Here is a 23088-nt window from a genome sequence, read left to right on the forward strand (position 1 = left end):
GGGATGAGGGCAGCTTGGCACAAAAGCGTCCGGACTACTCAAATTACTCAAATTTTTATTCTTTTTCGGATTACACAAATAGAGTGATATTGATATGTGGCACTTTCTACAATCCGTTACGCAATTGGTTAAATTCGTTTGGCGATCGCATCCACTTGGTTGTGTAGTAGCAGTCATTCTAACAATCTTACAGGGTTTAATTCCGCTGGCTAATGCCTGGGTTCTCAAAGTCTTGCTTGACTGGTTAGCAGAGCAATTTGCTGGGCAGAAGGATATTATTAATGAGCAATTGATGGGACTGCTGATTGCCCAAACCGTATTGATTGTGACGGCGGCAATGTTACCAAATGTCAGTCGATATCTAAACGCAGAACTGGGGCGACGGCTCACAATATCCATTCAATCCTCTGTTTATCAGAAAATTAATCAGTTCCGTGGTATCGCTCACTTCGAAAATCCAGAAGTTTACGACACAATTCGGTTAGCTGAAGAAGGAGCAGAGCAAAGTTCTGGACAAACGTTGCAGGTTCTCACAGACTTAATTCAATCCCTGGTGACGCTCTTGAGTTTTGTCAGTGTCTTAATTTCCTTTAACCTCTTCTTAGCCAATCTAGTCCTGTTGGCGGCTCTGCCGCAACTGATTACCCAACTTCAGATCGGACGACAACGATTCGGTTTGGCATATGAACTTAGCCCCACGGAGCGCCGCAAGCATTACTACAGTTTTTTACTGTCCGATGTTTATGCAGTCAAAGAGGTGCGATTGTTTGGATTGGGAACGTACTTTCTAGACAAGCTACTACAGCTATATCAACGTACTCACCATGCAGAACGCCAGCAACAACAACGGGAACTTCGTTGGGAATTGGGATTAAATATAATATCTAGTATCGTTGCCAGCATTGCCTTTGTAATTGTAGTCTCTGCTGCTTTCGCAGAGCGGGTGTCCTTGGGCGACATCATGCTATACGTTAACGCTGTCACCTCAGTGCAAATGGCATCCGGTCGTTTGATTGGAGCGATCGCAGGCTTGAGTGAAGGAGTTTTATTTTACTCTTTCTTTGAGAAACTGTTAAATTTATCACCCGATCTCCCGGTTCCAGCTACACCCTATCCTGTTCCTTCGCTTTCATCCGGTATTGAATTACGGAATGTGTCGTTTCGCTATAGCGATCATCATCCCTGGATTTTACGCGATGTAAATTTGCAAATCCCGGCTCATCATTGTTTGGCGCTAGTCGGGCTGAATGGTGCCGGCAAATCAACGCTAGTGAAGTTATTAACGCGATTGTATGACCCCACGATCGGACAAATTTTGTGGGATGGCATTGATATTCGCGAATTCGAACCAGATGAATTTCGTCGCCATATCAGCACGATTTTTCAAGACTTCATGCACTATGATTTGACCGTGCGAGAGAATATTGGACTCGGAGATCTAAGCCGCATTCAGGATATGCCGTGGATACAAAAAGCGGCAAAACAAGCCAATATTCATGAAGAGATTTTGCGCTTACCGCATGATTATGAAACAGAAATTACTCGCATGTTTGCCGAGGAAATGACGGGAGAAAAAGCAGCAGGGATTGATTTGTCGGGGGGACAATGGCAGCGCATCGCCACGGCTCGGATGTTTGCCCGTGAAGCCGATTTGCTGATTTTAGATGAACCCACAGCGGCCCTAGATGCCCAAGCAGAATACGAAACCTATAGCCATTTCAAACAACTGATGGCCGATCGCACCAGTTTGTTAATCTCTCACCGCTTCAGCACGGTGCGGATGGCCGATGCCATTGCCGTACTGGAAGCTGGCCGGATTGTAGAATATGGCTCTCATGAAGCGTTGATGCGATCGAATGGCACCTATGCTAAACTCTATCGTCTGCAAGCTGAGAGCTACATGGATTCACCGCAGCCTCATTCACCAGCATCAGTATAGATCTAGAGCATCTGATAATCACCGAGATACCTGCATCTCCAATTGCATCATTAAATTTGCAGTCATTGAGCCTGAATTTTGCGTCAAGTTTGCTAGCCTATTGGGATAGTTTATGCAACATTTAACTCTGAAAAACGTGAAGCTGCCAACGCGCTGGGTCACTGGAGTTTTGCTTTCCGGTTTGCTAGGCTTTTTGGTCTACTTAGCTGTGGTCGTGCGTCAGTCAGCCTCGCAATCCACTGTGCAGTTAGATACTGTTGAAGTCACAACGTCCGATTTGACAGTGCGCTATCCGGTTAACGGTGTGGTGCAAGCCGTGCGAACCAGTAAGCTGAGTCCCGATCGCGAAGGACAAATTATTGAGTTGTATGTTGAAGAAGGCGATTCAGTGGTGCAGGGACAAGTCGTTGCCCGCATGGATAGCCAGGAAGTGCAGGCACAAGTGCGGCAATATGAAAGCGCACTAGCTCAAGCCCAAGCAGAGCTAGCCCTTAAACAAGCGGGGAATCGTCCTCAAGACATTGCCGAAGCCGAAGCAAGGGTGGCCACCGCCGAGGCAGAAATTGCTCAGGCCCAAGCCAAAGCAGTTCGCACTCAGGAAGAATTACAGCGCAACCAACGCTTGGCCGAGCAAGGAGCGATCTCGCAAAGTCAATTAAGTGAGTATGTGGCCGAAGAACGAGAAGCCTTGGCAGCCCTGGAAGCGGCTCAGTCCAGATTACGAGAACAGCAGCAGAACCTCGATCGCCTACGGGCAGGAACTCGCAGTGAGGAAATTGCTCAAGCCGCAGCCCGGGTGGCCGAAGCGCAAGCACAGTTGCAATCCTATCAAACCCAACTAGCCAATACAGAAATTCGAGCACCATTTTCGGGCATCATTACGCGACTGTTTGTTCAGGAAGGAGATTTTGTTACCCCCACAACATCAGCGTCATCTGACGAAAGCGCGACTTCGGCTTCGATCGCAGAACTATCATCTGGGCTAGAAGTAGAAGTGAAAGTGCCAGAAGCTAGTATTGGGCGACTACAAGTGGGACAACTAGTGGAAGTTCGCACCGATGCTTTTCCCGACGAGGTATTTCAGGGACGCCTGCGCTTGATTGCACCGCGAGCTATCAAGGAAAATAATATTACCTTTTTTAGAACTAAAGTTGAACTAATTAATGGACACGATCGCTTGAAACTGGGAATGAATGTAAAGCTGGACATTTTAGGACAACAGATTAGGAATGTATTAGTGGTTCCCTTAGCGGCAGTGGTAACACAACCTAATGGCGAGACGGGTGTATATGTATTAGATGAGTCGAATCAAAGCCAACTGCGATCGGTGAAGGTAGGTGTCACTGCCGAAGATCAAATTCAAATTATTGAAGGTGTGGCTGAAGGAGAACGCATTCTGTTAAGCTCACCGACTGATCAATCAGAACCTTCAGAAATTAGTCCGGCTTTTTAAGCACTCTGAATAATGAGCTAAGTTTTTTAGGCGTTGCTGAATTCATGTATGACCTGATAACCTTTATCCCGACTGTAAGGGTGTTTCGCGAAACGTACCTACGAGATTTATACTTCCAAGCAGCATCGCCGTTTTTTATTACTTAAAACAAACGATTACCAAAACGATGAACATACTAGAGAACGCCAGAATTGCCCTAAAAACTTTAGTGAATAACAAACTGCGCAGCGGTTTAACGATGCTAGGAATTCTGATTGGAAATGGTTCAATTATCCTTATGGTAGGTATTGTCCAAGGAGCACAAAACTATACCTTGAAGCAAATTGAATCCTATGGCGTTAATCTACTCAGTATCTTTCCAGGAGGCGGTGAGGTTGGTAGCTGGAGCGCCGAGGAGACCTGGAGATTGGTGCTAGCCGATGCGGATGCAATTCGCAGCTATGCTCCTGCTGTAGACCGAGTAGCCCCTCAGATCTCGTCATTTCAGCTTGCTACCTACCGCGATCGCAGCACGCAACCGAACATCACGGGCACAACGCCTGATTTCTTGTTTGTGCGCAATTTTCGAGTAGCGAGTGGACGATTTTTTGATGAAACCGAGCAACAGCAGAATGCAGCGGTGATTGTCCTTGGTTCTATTCCGGCGCGTCAGTTGTTTGGGCATGAGCATCCTTTGGGGCGCGATGTACAAATTAACAACATCAGCTTTCGTGTGATCGGTGTGTTGGAATCGAAGGGATCGCTCAATGGCATCAACCAAGATAATACAGCACTGGTGCCAATTACGACGCTGGCGGCTCAAGTCGATGGACGATCGTCTCCCTATGGTATTCCGCTAGATTCCATTGAACTTTCGGCAAATGATCCGCAAAGTGTGAAAGCCGCCGAGTTTCAAGTCACCAATCTTCTGACGCGCCGTCATGGTAAGAAGGACTTTACGATCGAAACTAATAAATCGTTTCAAGACTTGGTCAATCAAGTGGGAAGCGTTTTGAGTTTAATGTTGGGTGCAATCGCCAGCATTTCGTTGGTGGTGGGCGGCATTGGCATTATGAACATTATGCTGGTGTCTGTGACCGAGCGAACTCAGGAAATTGGAGTCCGCAAAGCGGTTGGAGCGACCCAGCATGTCATCTTGATGCAGTTTTTGATTGAGTCGATTGTTTTATCAGTAGCAGGCGGCTTAGCGGGTGTTGCGCTGGGTGTTGGAGGGGTCGCGTTGGTGTCGCTTGTGACGCCGCTTACGCCTACGGTGTCGATCGTGGCGATCGTGGTTGCTATCGGTGTTTCCGGCAGTATTGGTTTGATTTTTGGTGTCGTTCCGGCCCAGCGGGCGGCTCGGCTTGATCCGATTGTGGCGTTGCGCAGTGCCTAAGTCTCATTGCGCCAACGGTGATTGATCATAGTGCTGCAACAGGTCGGCTGGATCGTTGTAAATGGCGATCGCCCCAGCTAATTCATCGTCGCTAAAACCACCACATCGCATGGCAATCATCCTAACGCCTGCCTTGCCCGCTGCCTCAATATCGTAGGGAGTGTCTCCCAGCATTACCACCTGATTGGGATCAAACTTGCTTTTCTGTAACGCCGCTTCAATGATACCTGGAGCGGGTTTTGATTCATCGGCATCAGCAGAAGTTGTCGCTTCATGCAATAAGTCATCAACCTGGGCCGCCTTCAGCAAAAGATCTAATTCTTCAGGTTTTGCAGAACTGGCGATCGTTAATTTTAATTCTTCTGCTTGCAATTTCAGTACTAGATCGCGAGAACCGTTGGCAGACACAATTTTCTGTCCTAGTTCGTTCAAAATCAACGCTTTACGGCGATCGGCGATCGCTTTACCATCCCCATCTTCATCATTTAAATCAGGAACAAGTAGAGGAATCACATGATCTCCACCCATACCCATTAGCGGTCGAACCTGTTCAAAGGCAATATCGTAACTAAAGGCAGCAAACGCTTCTACCCACGCCTGAGCATGAATATCATTGCTTAAAACGAGTGTTCCATCAATATCCAAAATAACACCTTGCAAAGCCATGCTCATTTCTCCTAGGGTTAGCGAACGTGGTTAATACCAACTGCAATGGATTCAAATATTACTTCAAACATTAATTCAAAAATTGGTTTCAAACTTGTTTGAAATGGTTATTGCCAAACTATTTCTCATTATTTACCCACCTGAGCCGCTCGATTCGATTGCACCAGAGCCAGCCCAATCAGCACCAATATTACACCCGATGCTAAAAAACTCAGATCCCACAGCAGTTGATTGGGACCCGGCTTAAGGTGATGAATCCCCAACAGATGATGATCGAGAATGCCTTCAACGAAATTAAAAACGCCAAACCCAATCAGCATTGCTCCTAATAACACCCGCCCAGACCAAGAAGGTGACTGTTGACCAGCCCGCCATAGCAGAAATAGTCCTAATAACGTCATCAGCCAGTCAAATAGATGAAACAAGCCATCGCCAATGGTGTTTAGTTCCAAACCAGCTACCGTCATATCGGTTTTGATGCTAGAAAACATGTGATGCCATTGCAACAGTTGATGAAATATGATCCCATCAAAAAAGCCACCTTGCCCCACTCCCAGCACTAGCCCTGCCACAATTAGCGGACGATCGCTCGTTCGATTATGATTTTCGTCAAGCGTAACGTTTGGTTGGGATGCAACATTAGGAGAATTCATTATGCTTTGTCTCAATCTTGTTTCAATTTCATTTCAATAGCGCTCTCAACAATCGCGCTGCTATTTTGAGCCTAGCGTTCTCATTGCAATCATGCCCCTATCTAAGGAAGCAAAAAAGAGCCAAACTCAATCGAATTGAGCAGAAAACCAGTAATCGCCATCACAATGCACCGCTTTATCGAGTTTGAAAGATATTTTGCACCATTTTTTTGTTGCTATTTGTCGCGGCTCGATCAAGTTCTGCGATTTCTCCGTCGCTGAGTTGCCAACCCAACGCACCCAAATTTTCTTTGGCTTGTTCGATCGTTTTTGCTCCAGGAATTGGCAGGGTTCCTTTGCAAATGCACCAGTTCAGCGCCACCTGTGACATACTTTTGTTTCTGTCCTCAGCAACATCGCGCAAGCAAGCTAACAGCGATTGAATGCCAGGTAAAAGTTGTCGAAACAAAATACCACGAATGCCTCTAGGAAAGGGTCCATTTTCTGAATATTTACCCGTCAACAACCCTAGCGCGAGAGGACTGTAGGCAATGAGCTTAATACCCAGTTCATCACACAGATCTTTTAGCCGTAATTCTGTAACTGGATAAGTCGATAACAGGGAGTACTGTACTTGCAGGGTGGCGATCGGAACATGGCGCTCGGCAAAGCGTTGATGCACCCATTTCAACCGTCTAGGCCCATAGTTGGATAATCCCACTCCCTTGACGGTTCCCTGTTCATACAAATCCGCTAATCCATCCAGTAATGCTTTTTCTTGCCAGGGGGCATAGTTGGCCGTAGACCAGTGCATCTGCACCAAATCTACCGGCCTACCCAACCGTTTTGCAGAAGCTTGACACGCCGAAATCATCGATTGCCGGGTTAACCGCCAGGGATAAGCCGCCAGTTTCGTTGCGATACAAATTTTTTCACTATTAATAGTATTCGCCGAGCGAAGATAATCGTGAGTAAATTGCCCCAACAGTTTCTCACTTTGTCCATTTAGCCGTCCGGTGCCATAGGAATCACCTGTATCAAAGAAGGTGACACCTTGATTCACACAAAGATTGAACACAGCTTGCAGTTGAGTGTTCATACTTTCGTCATAGCCCCAGAGCAGACGATTTCCCCAAGCCCAGGTTCCACAGCCCATTAATGGCAGAAAAAGCGATTCTTTTGTCATAGTTGATTTACCCTAATTTAGTTATTCTGCATACTCGGATAATTCCAACCATCGTTCAGTTGCAGAATCGATCGCGTCAGTCAATGCTGCCAAGCGTTCGGTTAATTTCTGCATTTCTGTAAAGTTACTAGGAGGGTGATTATAAAGCAAATTTTCAAGTTCGGATTTCTCTGTTTCCATCTCAGAAATTTGATTTTCGAGGGCTTCGTATTCTCGCTTTTCTTTAAATGATAATCTTCGTGGCTTATTTGACTTTACGGTAGCAGAACCAAGCATTTGGGCAGAGCTTGTGCTTCGGCTTGCTTTCTTTGTCTTTTCTTGTTCCTTCTCTATCTTCTCGATTTCTGCTGCTTCGGCTTTTTTACAATCCAAATAAACAGAATAATTACCAGGATATTGCTTAAGATGGCCATCCTCCTCAAAGGCAAAAATGGTATCTACTGTGCGATCGAGAAAATAGCGATCGTGAGATACAACAATGACACAGCCATTAAAATCTTCTAAATACTCTTCTAAAACGGCAAGAGTTTGCACATCTAGATCGTTCGTTGGTTCATCTAAAATTAGTACATTGGGAGCACTCATCAACACTCGTAGCAGAAATAGGCGGCGTTTTTCACCCCCAGATAGTTTATGAATCGGGGCATATTGTTGACTAGGCGGAAACAAAAATCGCTCTAGCATTTGTGATGCTGTAATGACGCTGCCATCGGCAGTTTTGACCAATTCTGCTATGTTTTTCAGATAATCGATTACTCGTTGATTGCTGAATTGGGCTAGATCATCAGAATGTTGATCAAAATAGCCAATATGAATTGTCGAACCAATTTCAACGGTTCCTGCATCGGGTTCTACCCGCCCAGTGATGATGTTCATCAACGTAGATTTACCCGATCCATTGCTGCCAATGATGCCAATTCGATCTTCAGGATTGAATAGGTAAGTGAAATCCTGAATGAGCGTGCGTTCGCTATAGGTTTTATAGATGTTTTTTAACTCAATTACTTTCTTACCAATACGCCGACCAGCCGTAGAAATTTCGACTTTGCCTTGCGTTTGCTTAAATTCTTGCTGCTGCATATCGCGAATGCGATCGATCCGCGCCTTTTGTTTAGTGCTACGGGCCTTGGGGCCTCGCTTCAGCCATTCCAACTCACGTCGTAATATTCCTGCATGTTTTCGCTGACTACTGACTGCCGCTTCTTCAGCTTCGGCTTTTTTTTCTAGAAAGTAGGCATAATTGCCCGCATAGGTATAGAGATCCCCCCGATCGATCTCCAAAATTCGATTCGTAACCCGATCGAGAAAATAACGATCATGTGTAATCAGCAGCAGCGCACCCCGATACCGATTTAAATAGCTCTGTAACCATTCCACCGATAAAGCATCCAGGTGGTTAGTTGGCTCGTCCATCAACAGCACATCCGGATCAGATAATAAAGCCGTTGCCAACGCGATGCGTTTGCGATAACCGCCAGAAAGTGCGCCAATTTTAGCCTCAAAATTTTCAATGCCCAATTTGCTTAAAATCACCTTGGCATGGGTTTCAAGTTCCCAAGCGCCCACAGCATCCATGCGCTCTGATAGGTTGGACAGTTGCGCCATCAGCCCGTCTAAATCACCTTGCCCATGCGCTAACTTATCCGATAATGCTTCGTATTGCCGCACCAAGTCCATCTGCTCACCCGTATCGGCAAACACCTGCTCTAGCACCGTGCGATCGGCGTCCAAATCGGGCTGTTGCGGCAGGTAAACAATTTTGACGCCGGCATTAACCCACAATTCGCCACGGTCGATTGGCTCTAGTCCTGCAATCATCTTGAGTAAGGTAGACTTTCCAGATCCATTGGTGCCAATTAGCCCCACCTTGTCGCCTTCTTCCAGGCTAAAGCTGGCATTCCGCAACAATTCCTTAATGCCAAAATCTTTCTGAACCGATCGCAATGTCAACAGTGCCATGAGCCTTTCAAGTTCTATCCCCATCAGTCTAGCGCCTGCTGCAAGTTGGTTGAGCGGGTAGCGATCGGGAAGATTTACAACAGAATCTGAATCTGTCAATCTAACAGATAAATCTAAGATCTAGACTGAGGAAAAGCGTTGCTAAGAGCGAACTCATGCGAAGCAGTGTCATAAAACGAAACTCTGTGCATTTGCTGGGGCAAGGATCACAAACCATTGTCTTTGCCCATGGGTTTGGTTCTGATCAATCGGCGTGGCGACATCAAGTTGCTGCATTTCAGGATACTTATCGCATCGTTCTATTTGACCATGTGGGGGCGGGGCAATCTGACCTGTCAGCCTACAGTCCGCTTCGTTACAGTTCGTTACACAGCTATGCTGAAGACTTGTTAGAACTGTGTGTGGAATTAGAGCTATCTCAAATCATTTTGGTGGGGCATTCCGTCAGCGGCATGATTAGCTTGCTAGCGGCGCTTGTAGACCCGAAACGTTTCAAACAACTGATTTTTGTTGGTGCATCTCCTCGCTACCTGAATGATGCGGCGGCTGGTTATGTTGGGGGCTTTGAGCAAGCTGATCTCGATGCGCTCTATGCTGCCATGTCTTCAAACTACCATGCCTGGGTAAGTGGCTTTGCTCCGTTGGCCATGGGCAACCCCGATCGGCCGGAGTTGGCGTTAGAATTCGCTAAAACCCTCTCTGCCATTCGCCCAGACATTGCCCAAGCGGTTGCCCGCGTGATTTTTCAATCTGACCACCGAGCCGAGTTACCAAAGCTTATGGTTCCGACGGTGATTCTGCAATCCAGTGATGACATTGCCGTTCCCACCTGTGTGGGGGAATATATGGCGAATTGGATTCCGTACTCAACTCTCATTCATATCAACGCCAAAGGACATCTACCTCACCTGAGTGCTCCTGATGAAGTCACTCGAACCCTTGCTCAATGTTTCGTCACCTAGTTTCACACGATAGGATAGCTACTCGATCGATCAATCGGCCCGAGCGGTTGCCGACGTTTACCCCTGCGGTGCTAGGTTTAACGATCGCGCTTTTGGGAATTGCCGCGTTAGCTGGAGTGGCTCCACTGTTGCTGCTGGCTCCAATCTGTTTTGCCAGTTGTACCCTGTCTCGACACTCGATCGCTGTTGCGGCTGGCTGGCTGGGTGTGTTGCTGCTGACTTCATTCGTCATGCCACGGTTTGTGGTATCAAGCATGGCTGATCCAGCCTCTCGCGCAATCAGTGCAGTTGGGGTGGTTGCTTTGTTGAGTCCTTGGATACGGCAATGGCTTCTGCGACAAGAATGGGAAAGGGTGACGCTAAGTACGTTGGCATCTTTAACCCAAAGCGAAAGGGCTACGAGTCCTGAACAGTCGCTTGCCTCTGCTCTTAGAATCGTGCACGATGTCGTAAATGCAGATGCGGCTGTTGTCTTGCGGCAACTGGATGATGTCACAGCAGAAGCGCTGATCTGTTTGCCAGAAACTGTTTTACCGACGCGCTTGGTCGCACCAACCCTGTTTGAAGAGGCAATGACCCGCAACTGTAGCTGCTACTATCCAAACTATGCAACTGCAACTAAGGCAGCCCCGTTGCTTTTGGCTCAAGGGGTGAAGTCGGCGATCGTCTTGCCCCTAAAGCAACCGGGAAATGTTCGAGGCGCAATGCTGTTGCTTTGGCAACGACCCACCCAGTTTTCATCAAACCTCAAATACTATATTGAATCTCTTCAGCAAGGATTAAGTAATCTCTTGCGGTTTCAAGATCTGACCCTACATCTCGAAAAGCTTCAGGCTCGGTTCATTGCAATTTTAGAGACCATTCCGCAGGGAGTCGTATTTATTGACGAAGGGGGGGAACAAGGTTGGCTCAATCAAACGGCCGCTACCCAACTAGGATTGCCCCAGGGTCTAGTTGAGCCGATCGCTATTGCCCAAGCCATGACAGCGCTACGCCAACGATCTAACCATTCAGAAGAACTGGCGCAGCAGGCAGCTCAATTCTTTTCACAGCCTCATGTGGAAATTCGCAATTGGCAATGGCATTTCAGTCAGCCTCCACAGGTTTTGAGCTTGTCTAGCACACCTGTCCATTCCCGTCATCTACCGGGGCGGCTTTGGGTGCTAACGGATATCACCGAACAGAAACAGGCAGAAGTGGCGCTGCGTCAGAGTGAGGAGCGGTTTCAGTTAATTGTCCGCGCTACAAATGATGCTGTCTGGGATTGGGATATGCTCTCCGATCGGGTTTGGTGGAACGAGGGCATGACTACGTTGTTTGGCTACTCGCAGGACGAGATAGGAACAACTGCTGCTTGGTGGCATGACCACATTCATCCAGACGATCGGGATCGAGTGATGTCAGCAATTCAAACTGCTCTTGAGCAAAATGGCCAGTCATGGTCAGCCGATTACCGATTCTGTTGCTCTGATGGAACCTATGCCTATGTGTTCGATCGCGGGTATGTGGTTCATGCAGCAGACGGAAAACCCATTCGGATGTTGGGCGGCATGACAGACGTCAGCGATCGCATACGCGCCCAAGACGAATTAGAACGCCAAAATCGACGCGCACAACTGTTTGCCGAAGTCACGCTAAAAATTCGGCAATCGCTGCAAGTTGAAGAAGTGTTGCAGACAACGGTGGCAGAAGTACAAAAAATTCTGAGTGCCGATCGAGTCCTGGTGTATCGTCTGTGGCCGGACGGCACAGGCAGCAGTATTGCCGAAGCGGTTTTACCGGAATTGCCCTCAGTAGTGGGACATGTTTTTCCAGAAGAGGTGTTTCCTGCGGAAATGCGACAGCTTTACTTTCAGGGACGAATTGGTTCAGTGGCAAATGTAGAAAATGATCAAGACATTGCTCCTTGTCTGGTGGAATATCTGCAACAGTTCCACGTGAAAGCAAAGCTGGTGGTTCCAATTATTGCGAAAGAAGAACTTTGGGGGCTTCTGGTGGCGCATCAGTGTTATCAGCCCCGACAATGGACTGATTATGAAGCAGAATTGCTGAAACAATTGGCCAATCAGATTGGCATTGCCCTAACGCAAGCACAACTGCTAGAGAGGGAAACTCAGCAGCGTCAAGAACTAGCGCGTTCTAATACAGAATTACAACAATTCGCCTATATTGCCTCTCACGATTTACAAGAACCGCTACGTATGGTGACAAGTTATTTGCAATTGCTGGAGCGGCGCTATAAGGGCAAATTAGATGATAGTGCTGATGACTTTATTGCCTTTGCGGTGGATGGCGCAACGCGAATGAAGGTCCTGATTAACGACCTGCTGACCTATTCTCGGGTTGGCACCCATGGCAAATCATTTGAGCGCACAGATTGCACAATGGTAGTAAGACGGGCAATGGCGAATCTTCAAATTGCGATCGAAGAAAGCAAAGCCATCATTACCTATAGCACTTTACCAACTGTACAAGGAGATGCAGTTCAATTAACTCAACTGTTTCAAAACTTGATTAGCAACGCAATTAAGTTTCATAACGAGGTTCCTCCTGTCATTAAAATTCAAGCAGAACTCCAAGCGCAGGAGTGGTTATTCTCTGTGCAAGATAACGGGATTGGCATTGAGCCGCAGTATGCTGAGCAAATATTTGTGATTTTTCAACGGCTTCATCGCCGCACAGATTACACAGGCACAGGAATTGGATTAGCCGTTTGTAAAAAGATTGTAGAACGTCACGGTGGACGCATCTGGGTTCAATCGGAATTGGGGCAGGGTGCAACGTTTTACTTTACGCTTCCCATATTAGGAGATTCCTATCATGAGCGGGAATACGAGCCGTCCCATTGAAATTTTGTTAGTTGAAGATAGTCCTGGGGATATTCGTCTGACGCAGGAAGTTTTGCGCGATGGCAAAATTTACAACAACCTCAATGTAGTGGAAGATGGTGTGCAAGCTTTGGCGTTTCTTCACAAAGAAACTCCTTACGAAAAGGCCCCTTCGCCTGATCTAATTTTACTTGATCTTAACTTGCCTAAAAAAGATGGGCAAGCCGTTTTAGCAGAAATAAAGACCGATGAGAAATTGAGGCGAATTCCTGTTGTTATTTTGACAACCTCTGCGGCAGAAGATGACATTATCAAAGCTTACGATCTTCACGCCAACTGCTATATTTCTAAACCGATCGATCTGGATCAATTTATTCAGGTTGTAAAGTCAATTGAACAATTTTGGTTAACCATTGTAAAATTGCCGCCGGAGTAAGAAAAATGGAGGAACAATGCATCACAATTCTTCTGATTGAAGATAATCCAGGTGATATTCGTTTGTTGCAAGAGTTGTTGTATGAAGTCACCTCGGTGAAATTTGAGTTAGAAATCGCCGATCGTCTCAGTCACGGGTTGCAGCACCTGAGTGAGCGTGCTTTTGATGTGATTCTATTAGACTTGACCTTACCAGATAGCCAAACTCTCGATACATTTGTCAAATTGTATCAATGTGTGCCAGAAGTGCCGATCGTCGTCATTACAGGTTTAAACGATGAAACGCTTGCGCTTCGAGCCGTTCAAGAAGGAGCACAAGATTATCTTGTGAAAGGGCAAGTTAGTAGTGATCTGTTGGTTCGATCCATTCGCTATGCCATTGAGCGCAAACGGACAGAACAAAAAATTAGTGAGCAAGCAGCATTGTTGGACATTGCAACAGATGCCATTTTAGTCAGAGATTTAGATAACAAAATTCTATTCTGGAACAAAGGGGCAGAAAGACTTTATGGCTGGAAAGCAGGTGAAGCGTTAGGGAAAAATGTGAGTCAATTGCTATACCAATCCGCTTCATCTCAATTCCAAAAAGCTCAAACCCAGTTAATGCAACAAGGCGAATGGTATGGAGAACTTAATCATGTCACTCGTGATGGTAAGGCGATCGTTGTGATCAGTCGATGGACGCTCATGCGAGATGAACGCAACCAACCCAAATCAATTCTTGTCGTCAGTACTGATGTGACTGAGAAAAAGCAGTTAGAAGCTCAATTTCTGCGTGCTCAACGGATGGAAAGCATTGGAACCTTAGCCAGTGGTATTGCTCACGATCTCAACAATATTCTGACACCCATTCTTGCGAATGCTCAGCTTTTGCAAATGCGACTCAAAAACCTAGATGATCGCAGCCAACGAATGTTGAAGACGATCGAAACGAATACTAAACGAGGCGCACTTCTAGTGCAGCAAGTTTTATCATTTGCCCGTGGAGTTGAAGGTAAACATACTGTTCTGCAAATTAAACACATTATTCGAGAAGTTCAGCAGGTTGTTGAACAAACTTTTCCTAAATTCATCACAATCCAAACAGAAGTTTCTAAAGATCTTTGGACGGTTACTGGAAATAGCACCCAGTTACACCAGGTTCTAATGAATCTTTGTGTCAATGCCCGCGATGCAATGCCTGAGGGCGGGATATTGAAAATTACCGCTGAGAACTTCTTCATTAATGAAGCATACGCTCGCATGAATCTGGAAGCAAAAGTGGGTGCATACATCCTTGTGACTGTCTCAGATCAGGGAATTGGCATTTCACCTGAAATTATTGATCGTATTTTTGAACCATTCTTTACTACGAAAGAGATTGGTAAAGGAACTGGCTTAGGACTTTCAACAGCCATCGGCATTATTAAAAGTCATGGTGGGTTTGTCACTGTCGCAAGTTCTGTCGGTAAGGGCACTCAGTTTAAACTATTTCTACCTGCTATGAATGTCATGGAACCCGTAGAAGTACTTGATCAACGCATTCCTAGTGGGCATGGGGAACTTATTTTAGTAGTAGACGATGAATTCGCTATTCGCGAAGTTTGCCAATTGGCCCTAGAAGCATATGATTATCGCGTTCTCATCGCTGAAGATGGAATTCAAGCCGTTGCTCACTACATTGCTCATAAGTCTGAAATTCATCTCGTGTTAGTAGATATGATGATGCCCGCGATGGATGGTGCTACCACTATTCGTACACTTCAAAAGATCAACCCTCACGTTAAGATCATTGCAGCCAGTGGATTAACATCTAGTGATCAAATTGCGATCGCCGCTCAGTTGGGCGTTCAAACGTTTCTACCCAAACCTTACACGGCTGAAGAATTAGTGAAACTTGTCACCAATGTCCTACAAACTGAGGCGTCTTGCTAGTGCGATAGTTCTGATTTTCAACAAGTGATTCGATCGAGCCTTGCCGACTTCGCCTCTATATATTTCTGATGAAAGCAACCCTTCCTATTAATTTCATATTTTTTTCCACTAGATTGTCACCATAGTGACTCAAAGACTTCAAGCCTTCAGCCGGATTTGGTAGGTCTTGGTCAGGATAGTCGCTTTGCAGCGCTTGTTGTTTTGCTTTAAAACAGCGCCAGGAATCAGGAGATGCAAGCCCTTCTTCAGCAATCTCATCGGCTTTATCAGCGGTTGCAGCCTTGGCTGATTTTCAGTCTGGCAGTTCAGACTATTGCCGCATTTGTGGAATACCTGCCGAATCTGGTCATTGTTGCCTTGATTGCGGTTTTCACCCGCTACATCATTCAATTTGTTAAACTCGTTATCGCCGAATTAGGACGAGAGGATGCCTATTCCTGGTTTTATCCAGAATGGGTACAGCCGACGAACCAACTGGCGACCTTTTTTTGGTAGCTGACTTATGGGATGCAACGGCAGCGGCGTTTAGCCTATCAACTTTCCAGTTCTGCCTGCACAAGGCTGGATCAGAGAACATCATTAGAAGACTGAGAACTGCCTGTCTGTGCTGAATCTAGCTTGTATTCTATTGTAGCCATAGGGTTAGAACAGACCCTGGAGAGGCTTGGCAAATGATGGGCACCTCGAAAAATTTGTTAAGGAGCGTCTTGAATTGAGACTACTGTGAGATCATGGTCATGGTTGGAACAGGGGGAACTTTCAATGAGTCAACCTGGATTTTGGGACTGGGAAGACCGTCAAGAGAAACTGAATCAGAAAAAAGATTTACTGGTGAGGCTCAATGAAATTGTTCCTTGGCAGTCCTTTCGCCCAACCTTAGAGAAAAGCCATGACAAACCCCCTAAGAGCAATGCGGGTCGTAAAGCAATTGACGCAGTTGTGATGTTTAAGTTACTGGTACTGCAACAGTTGTATAACATTAGCGACGAAGAACTAGAGTCCCAGGTAAGTGACTGTCTATCCTTCATGCAGTTCATGGGGTTTAGCTTAGCCGATGAAGTTTCCGATGCTACAGTCGTTGTCAAAAGTCGAATCGAGACAAATCCAAAACTCGTGCCAAAGTCGAGCATGTGTTTGGGCGATGAAGGATGCAGATGGGGGGCAAGTTACTCCGTTCGACTGGCTTAGTCCGAGCGAAAGCATCCCTGGAGTTGAAAAACTTCACCTACAACAAAGCAGCATAGCTCATAGAAAAACGTCGTGACACTTACTTCAAGGATGCAAGATACCGTCCGGCATCATAGTATCTCGCAGATTCGTAGTCGTAAGATTAGTATTGAATAGATTAGCCCGACTGAGCCTGGCTCCAGCCAAGTTCGTCCGATGTAGATTGGCTCCTTGCAGATCGGCCTCGGTGAGGTTGGCGTTGCGCAGGTCAGCCCTGGACAGGTTGGCTCCACGGAGTTTGGCTCCCTGCAAGTTTGCCCCCACCAAGTTGGCACGGCTGAGGTTGATCCAACTTAGATCGGCTCCTATTAAATTGGCTTCGATGAAATTGGCAGCAAAGGCATTTGCTCCTACTAATTGCGCGTCTATCAGAATTGTTTTGTAGAAGCTGGCCTTAGATAAATTGGCTTCCATGAGTTCCGATCGCCGCAAGTTCGCACGGCTGAGGGTAGCTCCACTGACGTTGACGGCAATCAGCAAGGCTCGATCGAACTCAGTGCGGGTCAAATTAGCGTCGCTCAGGTCGGCTCGGTTCAAGTTTGCGCCCCGCAAATCTGTACCAATCAAATCGGCCAGGCTAAGGTCAGCATCCATCAGTTGGGCTTCACGCAGATCGGCACCGCGTAAACTGGCACCGCGTAGATCGGCTCCCGTTAAGTTTGCTCCAATTAAATGGGCATCTATCAATTCGGCTTCGGTAAGGTCAGCGTGGGTCAGGTCGGCTTCATAGAGATTGGCTTTGCTGAGCTTAGCATGACGCAGGGTTGCATTCCGTAGATTCGCTTCCAGAAGATAAGCACGTTTCAGATCTGTGTAGCTGAAGTCACCCCCCTGGAGATCGAACCCGCGTAGGTCCGCCTCGCTTAAATCTGGCTCAAGCTCAGGATGTTTGACTCGCCAGTCACTCCAAGCGGCAGTCCCCCATTTTAACAGCGCCAAATGTTCTGCAACCATCTCTACGATTCCTATCTCTCATCGAGAAAGGATTGAAACTCATTAGATACGAGTGTACATGAACAGAATGGCGATCGGGGCAAGGTAAAGAGAAAGCTCCTTTACCTTATCGGAAGAATTTCAAAATGCCCTAGCTGCCTGTAGAGAAAAAGTAGAGAATGATTCTATACCTTGACAGGCTGAACCTGCCGCTGTTCGTAGAATCTGCAAACCTTAACTAATTGCCCCGCTGCGATCGCCACCTCCCAATCTCAAGTATCACCCGCATAAAATGAGACACGTTTAGCTAAATTGATGGAAGGTTGATTTAGCAGCTATACATCGGTTGACGGGTTCTCGCTATCTCGCATTAGATCTGAGCGCACATCCCGACGATCGTCAAGCATCTGTGGCGCAACGGCTGGGTTCGTCAGCAACTCTTGGGGATCACGATCGGAACCACCGCCATAGACCAGTTCCCTTACATCTACTATTTTTGCCTCTATGTTCATTTCTTGAGTCGCGCCATGCTCTGCGTCATGTTCCTCGACCATATCTGCTTGTTCAGAAGATCGCTTTGTGTTCTCATCTCTGACTTCATGATTCATTGATACCTCCAATGACTACTTCAAAACGTCAAGCTGCTTTAGCTTAGGCAACTAAAAAATTGTTAAACCATGGAAAAACTCTATTCTTAAAAGCAACTTAAATGAGTGCCAGACTCTACTTAAACAAGTTCTACTTATTGAACATCTTGGCTCTCATGTTGCTGTGCTGTGCTAAGAATAGAGTTTTCTACCTCCGATTCAGAATCTAGATATTAGTTGAAGGTGTTTAGTTCTGCTGTCCCAAGCTAGGATGGACTGAGGGATTAGAGATAGTAGCTTTGACAGTGCCGATTGGCGAAAGATTTTTGGGGGGTTTTGCGCCTCGTTGATAAGGAATCAAAGGTCGAGATTTCATAATGCGTCAGACAGATAACTAGACAGCTCAATTACTGCAATAGTTCTAAGCTAACCATTGATTGATCGGATTGGGTTCTTTCTTTCGTTAGATTTTGCAACTCTACCCAACAATCGGGCGCGTAAAGGTGGGCAGTGCCCACCCTAGCTAGACAAACCTCGATCGTCACGAGTTCAACGTCTACATCAAAGAACTATCCAAGAACTTCCGCGAACTATTGATCACCCTATACCAGCCAATTGGTCAGCACCCAAATTCCTATCAGAGATAAGAAAACCACTAACCAGGCTCTCCAAGTCGGCATTGGCTTTTCTCCTAAACGCTACCTTTCTATGATGCCAAGTTCGCCACTCTCTTTGTAGTATAATGTAGTATAGTGTAAGATCACTATTGTCTAATAGTAGGATTACATGCGCTCGGTAGCACTGTACTCTACTGGTAGTAGTCTGCAATTGACACTCGTATTGTGATGGTTATAACACTATGCACACAACCCATGTACCAACCGAAGTGGAGGCTCTTGTCGCCTATGATCTGTGGAAATTGTACGGCGATCGACCCGTTGTACAAGGGGTTAGCTTTACGCTAAATCCAGGAGAAATTGTAGGTCTTTTGGGACCCAATGGAGCCGGTAAAACTACAACGGTGGGAATGCTATATGGAGCGGTGGCTCCCAGCCGTGGGTTTGTCAAGCTTGGATCAACTCAGGTGCAGAGCAATGGTCGCTCAGCGCGAGCAAAAATGGGAATTGTGACACAGGAAGATAACCTCGATCCAGATTTCTCAGTGATTGAGAACTTGATTCACTTTGCCCATCACTATCACATTGTCGGTAAAGCGGCTCGCGAACGAGCTGGTGAACTGTTAGCAACTGTAGATTTACAAGAGTATGCCCGTCAATCGATCGATGAGTTATCAGGTGGTATGAAGCGGCGTTTAGTCTTAGCTCGAGCACTGATTAATCAACCACAGGTCGTATTTTTGGATGAACCAACCACCGGGCTTGATCCCGATGCGCGTCAGGAGTTTTGGAAGTTGGTGAGTTATCTCAAACAGCAAGGCTGTAGCGTGCTGTTGACAACGCACTACATGGACGAGGCTCAACGCCTGTGCGATCGGCTATTGTTGCTGCAACAAGGACAGGTAATTGACCAAGGTACTCCAACTGAGCTAATTGCCCGCACAGTAGGTCGGGAAGTGGTAGAACTTGAAGGGGTTGATCAGGCTCAGTTACACGCGGTTGTCAAACAAGCTGGAACTTGGTATCGACCGTTTGGCAGTGGGTATCTCGTTGCTCTGCCGAGCGAGTCTACTCATTTGTGGGAACAACTCAGTTCCCTGCAACCGCACCGCTTGACCCGTCGCCTAGCTAACTTAGAAGACGTATTCCTTCATCTCACAGGAAAAGTACTGCAATGAAATCACCATCCTTCACTGTTTGGGGCGTTTACTCGGTTTGGCATCGCCATGCCAAAGTGTATCAACGTACCTGGTTAGTCAACTGTCTTCCTCCCCTCTCAGAACCGATCGTCTACCTAGTGGCTTTTGGCTATGGACTGACTCCACTGGTAGGAGACGTAATCTATGGGAATCAAGCTGTGCCTTATCTTCAGTTTATTGCACCCGCCATGATGGCGATCGGAATTTTGTTTCAGTCGTTTTTTGAAGGAGCTTACGCTAGCTTTATTCGCTTAAATTTTCAGAAAACCTGGCAAGCCTTACTGACGGCTCCCTTAAGCTTCACAGATGTGTTTGTAGGCGATTGGCTCTGGGCAACAACCAAGGGCATGATTGCCGGAATACTTACTGGATTAATTGCGGTCATTTGGGGCTTATATTCTGGCTGGAATTTGTTCCTATCTTTACCAATTATGCTGCTGGGAAGCATGGTATTTGGAGCAATGGGGCTGCTGACGGCTGGCTCGGTTCGCCAAATTGATCAAATCAACATTCCTATCTTTTTGTTGATTATTCCCATGTTTACCCTTTGCGGCACCTACTTTCCTCGCGATACGCTTCCTCCTATCTTGAACCATATCGCTACTGTATTGCCATTATCTTCTCTCATTGATCTTCTGCGTTGGAATTTAGGCTTATCAGCGTGGTGGTGGCTCCAAGTTCTGTGGCTTGTGAGTTTGATGATTGTTTTTGTTACCTTGGCGGTTCGCAAAATCTATCCTTTGTTAATCAAGTGATTTGTTACATCAGGATGGTCATTTGCGGATATTAAGCCCCATACTTTTGTTCTACTTAAACTTACCAGTTGAGAACTTTACCACGCAATCCGGCAGGAGCAGCGATACCGTATCGAGCCAGTAGGGACGGCAAAATATCATAGAGTTGTGCATTCTCGATCGCTTGTCCTTGTTTAGGCTGATTAGGATCATAGAAAATCATGAGACCATACTGAGCATGGTTGGCATCATCCGGACCTGTATCGTTATCGGTGGTATGCAAAGCTGAATGCCCAACTGTCCCGATCGAACGCCAGGCTAAATCTGCGAAATATACCAACAGATCGGGAGCAATACCGCGCACTTTCTGATAGATTTGCTGCGGCTTAAACGCTTTTGTCCCAAGGATCTGTCCTTCTGGATCGGGAATCGTTGCTAGTTGCTCTGCTAAGCGCGATCGTTCTGTTTCGTAGTCTGCTAAGGGAATAATGCCCTGCGGTTCTCGGCCTTTAACATTGAGAAAAATGCGCCCATAATAGCCACCCGCCCCCCAAGCGCGAGTTTGGCTCCAGTCCACCTCAAGCTCATCCAGCGAAGTTGGTTCAGTCGGCATCGATTTTAGCACCAGATAGCCTTGTTGAATCAGCCATTCGTTCAAACAGACTCCGCCCAGCAACGGTCGTGCTCCGTGATCGGAAACCACTAACACAGCCGTATCAGGGCTGCATCGGTTTAGTAGTTCACCCACCCGCTGATCCACATAGCAGTAATAGTCATGAATGGCGTTAGCGTAGGGCGAATTTGGTTCGTGTTGTGGATGGCTAGCGTCCATCGATTTCCAGAACGAATGATGAATGCGATCGACACCCATATCAACCAGCATCAGAAAGTCGGGAGCTTCTTGCTCAATCAGCTTTTCAGCCAGCGTAAATCGCTGGTCACACAATTTATAGATGTTGCTGAGAATCTGAGCCTTGTCGTTCGATCGAAAATCAGGCACATCCAACATAAACTCTGGCATCCATTCCTTGATTTGATTAGCCAATTCAGGGGGATGAGTAAAGGGCGCATCTTGCCCGCGCGTAAGAAAACAGGAGACCAGTAAACCATTCACTGCATATGGAGGGGATGTACCTGGAACACTGAGGGTAACAACCTTCCAACCCTGTTCACCCAGAATGTCCCATAAGCGCGGAACTTTTACAGCGCGTCCGTCCGAAATCGACATACTGCTATAGCTGCGATTGCTGCGGTTCCGGAAGCCGTAAATACCCAATTCACCAGGATCGCGTCCACTCATCATGCAACTCCAAGCTGGAACGGTAATGGCTGGAATACTGCTCTCTAGATGACCATAGCTGCCGTGTGTCATCAATCGGGACAGATTCGGCAAGTCCGATCGCCAGCGATCGAAAACCAGCGACGGTTCCATGCAGTCTAATCCAATGATGATAAGTTTTGGAGAGGCAGATGACATGGTGCAAGCGTCCTCAGCAATGTTTGTCTAATTCTAGCGTTCATCTTTGCATAAGCTTGGGGAGCCAGAAATCAGAAATGCTTCTGACAACTGACTCCCGGAATTGAACTTTAATTACTTCTACCTAGCGAGATTTACTTCTCTAGCGGATAGATTTCATTCGCTACGATAACAGGTCTATCAGCATAATCTTGCTCAAGCTGCTGTTGCAATTCAGCGTCCCAACCAAACTGCTGCTGAAGCGCCGCTGCATCAAAGGGGCTAGGTTCGCCTGTTACGACCACCCTATCTAGCTCATCAGGATTTTCTTGTAGCGGTTGCTGGCTTAGCACCAAAATCTCACCCCCGCCTAATCCGTCACCTGTCAGTCGATAAGTATTAGGACCCAGTTCCTCAATACCTCCTTCAAGAGCGATCGTTTGATTGTAGAAAGCATCTGGGTTGTCGCTCAATTCATTAGGACTGGGGGACAGGGCCGCTGTCTCAGCCACAATTAAGGGTCTGCCTTCATAATCGGCATAGTCAGTTTCGGGAATAGTGAGATTAAGTTGTTGTGCTTCGTCAGCTGTGAACTGACGGACTTCTCCAGTTACTTGAATACTGTCAACAACATCATCTTCGGCTGGCAATGCAAAACCTTCTGGTAGCACAACCAAAATTTCCTCTCCGTTGAAGAACCCTTCACTTTCCAGTTCCACAACATTTGTGGTGAGACGCTCGTTAATGTCACCACGAATGGTCACTGTTTGGCCTAACAACTCTTCTGGATTTTGCGATACATCTTCCGAAGTAACAGGAGCTTGTGGTTCTGTTTGAGCTTCAGTTTGTGGCTCGGTTTGAGGAGCAGTCTGAGTCTGGGTTTGCGGCTGTCCACAGGCAGCTACGATCGCAGCCATTAAGACCAAGCCACTACCCAAACCGAGCTTAGTGCGATTAAATTTGCGTGTGTTATGTGATTCAACCAT

19 protein-coding genes and 1 pseudogene are annotated in these 23088 nt (G+C 46.7%); 11 read left to right on the top strand and 9 right to left on the bottom strand.

Annotated elements, in window-relative coordinates; all coding sequences use genetic code 11:
• Positions 1-94: 94 nt before the first annotated feature.
• The 3 genes from OXH18_RS05085 (at position 95) to OXH18_RS05095 (ending at position 4767) form a co-directional block, all read left to right on the top strand.
• Positions 95-1939, top strand: coding sequence for an ABC transporter ATP-binding protein (locus tag OXH18_RS05085; RefSeq protein WP_268611322.1), 1845 nt, complete (start codon positions 95-97; stop codon positions 1937-1939).
• Between the two features lie 112 nt (positions 1940-2051).
• Positions 2052-3392: an efflux RND transporter periplasmic adaptor subunit gene (locus OXH18_RS05090; RefSeq protein WP_268611323.1), complete on the top strand. Its 1341-nt coding sequence runs from the start codon at positions 2052-2054 to the stop codon at positions 3390-3392.
• A 166-nt stretch (positions 3393-3558) separates the two neighbouring features.
• Positions 3559-4767 carry an ABC transporter permease gene (locus OXH18_RS05095; RefSeq protein WP_268611324.1) on the top strand — a complete coding sequence of 403 codons (1209 nt, stop codon included), beginning with the start codon at positions 3559-3561 and terminating at the stop codon, positions 4765-4767.
• 3 nt (positions 4768-4770) lie between these two features.
• Here the strand turns inward: OXH18_RS05095 and OXH18_RS05100 are convergent, their stop codons facing one another.
• From OXH18_RS05100 to OXH18_RS05115, 4 genes are all read right to left on the bottom strand, one after another.
• Entirely contained in the window at positions 4771-5433 is a 663-nt protein-coding gene (locus OXH18_RS05100) for an HAD family hydrolase (protein ID WP_268611325.1), read from the bottom strand.
• A gap of 128 nt (positions 5434-5561) precedes the next feature.
• Positions 5562-6086 carry a DUF2243 domain-containing protein gene (locus OXH18_RS05105; RefSeq protein ID WP_268611326.1) on the bottom strand — a complete coding sequence of 175 codons (525 nt, stop codon included), beginning with the start codon at positions 6084-6086 and terminating at the stop codon, positions 5562-5564.
• Positions 6087-6261: 175 nt separating this feature from the next.
• On the bottom strand, positions 6262-7251 hold the full coding sequence (locus tag OXH18_RS05110; RefSeq protein WP_268611327.1) for an aldo/keto reductase: 990 nt from the start codon (positions 7249-7251) through the stop codon (positions 6262-6264).
• A 21-nt stretch (positions 7252-7272) separates the two neighbouring features.
• The gene (locus OXH18_RS05115) at positions 7273-9210 is read right to left on the bottom strand and encodes an ABC-F family ATP-binding cassette domain-containing protein (protein WP_268611328.1); all 1938 of its coding nucleotides are present in this window, start codon (positions 9208-9210) and stop codon (positions 7273-7275) included.
• A 155-nt stretch (positions 9211-9365) separates the two neighbouring features.
• Between OXH18_RS05115 and OXH18_RS05120 the strand changes: the two genes are divergently transcribed.
• The 6 genes and pseudogenes from OXH18_RS05120 to OXH18_RS05145 all read left to right on the top strand — a co-directional run bounded on the left by OXH18_RS05120 (position 9366) and on the right by OXH18_RS05145 (position 16593).
• On the top strand, positions 9366-10172 hold the full coding sequence (locus tag OXH18_RS05120) for an alpha/beta fold hydrolase (protein WP_268611329.1): 807 nt from the start codon (positions 9366-9368) through the stop codon (positions 10170-10172).
• Entirely contained in the window at positions 10157-13021 is a 2865-nt protein-coding gene (locus tag OXH18_RS05125; protein ID WP_268611330.1) for a PAS domain-containing sensor histidine kinase, read from the top strand. The genes OXH18_RS05120 and OXH18_RS05125 overlap by 16 nt, the downstream gene beginning before the upstream one ends.
• Positions 12993-13436, top strand: coding sequence for a response regulator (locus tag OXH18_RS05130; protein WP_268611331.1), 444 nt, complete (start codon positions 12993-12995; stop codon positions 13434-13436). Before OXH18_RS05125 ends, OXH18_RS05130 begins: the two co-directional genes overlap by 29 nt.
• 5 nt (positions 13437-13441) lie before the next feature.
• Complete coding sequence (locus OXH18_RS05135) at positions 13442-15349, top strand: hybrid sensor histidine kinase/response regulator (protein ID WP_268611332.1); 1908 nt, start codon at positions 13442-13444, stop codon at positions 15347-15349.
• A gap of 231 nt (positions 15350-15580) precedes the next feature.
• The gene (locus OXH18_RS05140) at positions 15581-15844 is read left to right on the top strand and encodes a hypothetical protein (RefSeq protein WP_268611333.1); all 264 of its coding nucleotides are present in this window, start codon (positions 15581-15583) and stop codon (positions 15842-15844) included.
• Between the two features lie 267 nt (positions 15845-16111).
• Positions 16112-16593, top strand: a pseudogene (locus OXH18_RS05145) (transposase).
• Between the two features lie 28 nt (positions 16594-16621).
• Here OXH18_RS05145 and OXH18_RS05150 read toward each other — a convergent pair.
• The 3 genes from OXH18_RS05150 to OXH18_RS05160 form a co-directional block, all read right to left on the bottom strand.
• Positions 16622-17530 carry a pentapeptide repeat-containing protein gene (locus tag OXH18_RS05150; protein WP_268611335.1) on the bottom strand — a complete coding sequence of 303 codons (909 nt, stop codon included), beginning with the start codon at positions 17528-17530 and terminating at the stop codon, positions 16622-16624.
• A 314-nt stretch (positions 17531-17844) separates the two neighbouring features.
• Positions 17845-18117 carry a hypothetical protein gene (locus tag OXH18_RS05155; protein ID WP_268611336.1) on the bottom strand — a complete coding sequence of 91 codons (273 nt, stop codon included), beginning with the start codon at positions 18115-18117 and terminating at the stop codon, positions 17845-17847.
• Between the two features lie 226 nt (positions 18118-18343).
• Positions 18344-18472, bottom strand: coding sequence for a hypothetical protein (locus OXH18_RS05160; RefSeq protein ID WP_268611337.1), 129 nt, complete (start codon positions 18470-18472; stop codon positions 18344-18346).
• Between the two features lie 483 nt (positions 18473-18955).
• On the opposite strand from OXH18_RS05160, the gene OXH18_RS05165 reads away from it, so the two are divergent.
• Both OXH18_RS05165 and OXH18_RS05170 read left to right on the top strand, forming a co-directional pair.
• Positions 18956-19891 carry an ABC transporter ATP-binding protein gene (locus OXH18_RS05165; RefSeq protein WP_268611338.1) on the top strand — a complete coding sequence of 312 codons (936 nt, stop codon included), beginning with the start codon at positions 18956-18958 and terminating at the stop codon, positions 19889-19891.
• A complete protein-coding gene (locus tag OXH18_RS05170; protein WP_268611339.1) occupies positions 19888-20667 on the top strand; it encodes an ABC transporter permease in 780 nt (259 codons plus the stop codon). Before OXH18_RS05165 ends, OXH18_RS05170 begins: the two co-directional genes overlap by 4 nt.
• A gap of 61 nt (positions 20668-20728) precedes the next feature.
• Here OXH18_RS05170 and OXH18_RS05175 read toward each other — a convergent pair whose 3' ends face one another.
• Both OXH18_RS05175 and OXH18_RS05180 read right to left on the bottom strand, forming a co-directional pair.
• On the bottom strand, positions 20729-22123 hold the full coding sequence (locus tag OXH18_RS05175; RefSeq protein ID WP_268611340.1) for an alkaline phosphatase family protein: 1395 nt from the start codon (positions 22121-22123) through the stop codon (positions 20729-20731).
• A 134-nt stretch (positions 22124-22257) separates the two neighbouring features.
• Positions 22258-23088: a hypothetical protein gene (locus tag OXH18_RS05180; protein ID WP_268611341.1), complete on the bottom strand. Its 831-nt coding sequence runs from the start codon at positions 23086-23088 to the stop codon at positions 22258-22260.

Origin of the sequence: Thermocoleostomius sinensis A174 (assembly GCF_026802175.1) — a bacterium.
Taxonomy (GTDB): domain Bacteria; phylum Cyanobacteriota; class Cyanobacteriia; order Elainellales; family Elainellaceae; genus Thermocoleostomius; species Thermocoleostomius sinensis.

What these genes read in the sequence shown, in the direction of transcription:
- OXH18_RS05085 (WP_268611322.1), top strand. Translation starts at nt 95, where the DNA reads ATGTGGCACTTTCTACAATCCGTTACGCAATTGGTTAAATTCGTTTGG.
- OXH18_RS05090 (WP_268611323.1), top strand. Translation starts at nt 2,052, where the DNA reads ATGCAACATTTAACTCTGAAAAACGTGAAGCTGCCAACGCGCTGGGTC.
- OXH18_RS05095 (WP_268611324.1), top strand. Translation starts at nt 3,559, where the DNA reads ATGAACATACTAGAGAACGCCAGAATTGCCCTAAAAACTTTAGTGAAT.
- OXH18_RS05100 (WP_268611325.1), bottom strand. Translation starts at nt 5,433, where the DNA reads ATGGCTTTGCAAGGTGTTATTTTGGATATTGATGGAACACTCGTTTTA.
- OXH18_RS05105 (WP_268611326.1), bottom strand. Translation starts at nt 6,086, where the DNA reads ATGAATTCTCCTAATGTTGCATCCCAACCAAACGTTACGCTTGACGAA.
- OXH18_RS05110 (WP_268611327.1), bottom strand. Translation starts at nt 7,251, where the DNA reads ATGACAAAAGAATCGCTTTTTCTGCCATTAATGGGCTGTGGAACCTGG.
- OXH18_RS05115 (WP_268611328.1), bottom strand. Translation starts at nt 9,210, where the DNA reads ATGGCACTGTTGACATTGCGATCGGTTCAGAAAGATTTTGGCATTAAG.
- OXH18_RS05120 (WP_268611329.1), top strand. Translation starts at nt 9,366, where the DNA reads ATGCGAAGCAGTGTCATAAAACGAAACTCTGTGCATTTGCTGGGGCAA.
- OXH18_RS05125 (WP_268611330.1), top strand. Translation starts at nt 10,157, where the DNA reads ATGTTTCGTCACCTAGTTTCACACGATAGGATAGCTACTCGATCGATC.
- OXH18_RS05130 (WP_268611331.1), top strand. Translation starts at nt 12,993, where the DNA reads ATGAGCGGGAATACGAGCCGTCCCATTGAAATTTTGTTAGTTGAAGAT.
- OXH18_RS05135 (WP_268611332.1), top strand. Translation starts at nt 13,442, where the DNA reads ATGGAGGAACAATGCATCACAATTCTTCTGATTGAAGATAATCCAGGT.
- OXH18_RS05140 (WP_268611333.1), top strand. Translation starts at nt 15,581, where the DNA reads ATGCAAGCCCTTCTTCAGCAATCTCATCGGCTTTATCAGCGGTTGCAG.
- OXH18_RS05150 (WP_268611335.1), bottom strand. Translation starts at nt 17,530, where the DNA reads ATGGTTGCAGAACATTTGGCGCTGTTAAAATGGGGGACTGCCGCTTGG.
- OXH18_RS05155 (WP_268611336.1), bottom strand. Translation starts at nt 18,117, where the DNA reads ATGAATCATGAAGTCAGAGATGAGAACACAAAGCGATCTTCTGAACAA.
- OXH18_RS05160 (WP_268611337.1), bottom strand. Translation starts at nt 18,472, where the DNA reads ATGAAATCTCGACCTTTGATTCCTTATCAACGAGGCGCAAAACCCCCC.
- OXH18_RS05165 (WP_268611338.1), top strand. Translation starts at nt 18,956, where the DNA reads ATGCACACAACCCATGTACCAACCGAAGTGGAGGCTCTTGTCGCCTAT.
- OXH18_RS05170 (WP_268611339.1), top strand. Translation starts at nt 19,888, where the DNA reads ATGAAATCACCATCCTTCACTGTTTGGGGCGTTTACTCGGTTTGGCAT.
- OXH18_RS05175 (WP_268611340.1), bottom strand. Translation starts at nt 22,123, where the DNA reads ATGTCATCTGCCTCTCCAAAACTTATCATCATTGGATTAGACTGCATG.
- OXH18_RS05180 (WP_268611341.1), bottom strand. Translation starts at nt 23,088, where the DNA reads ATGGTTGAATCACATAACACACGCAAATTTAATCGCACTAAGCTCGGT.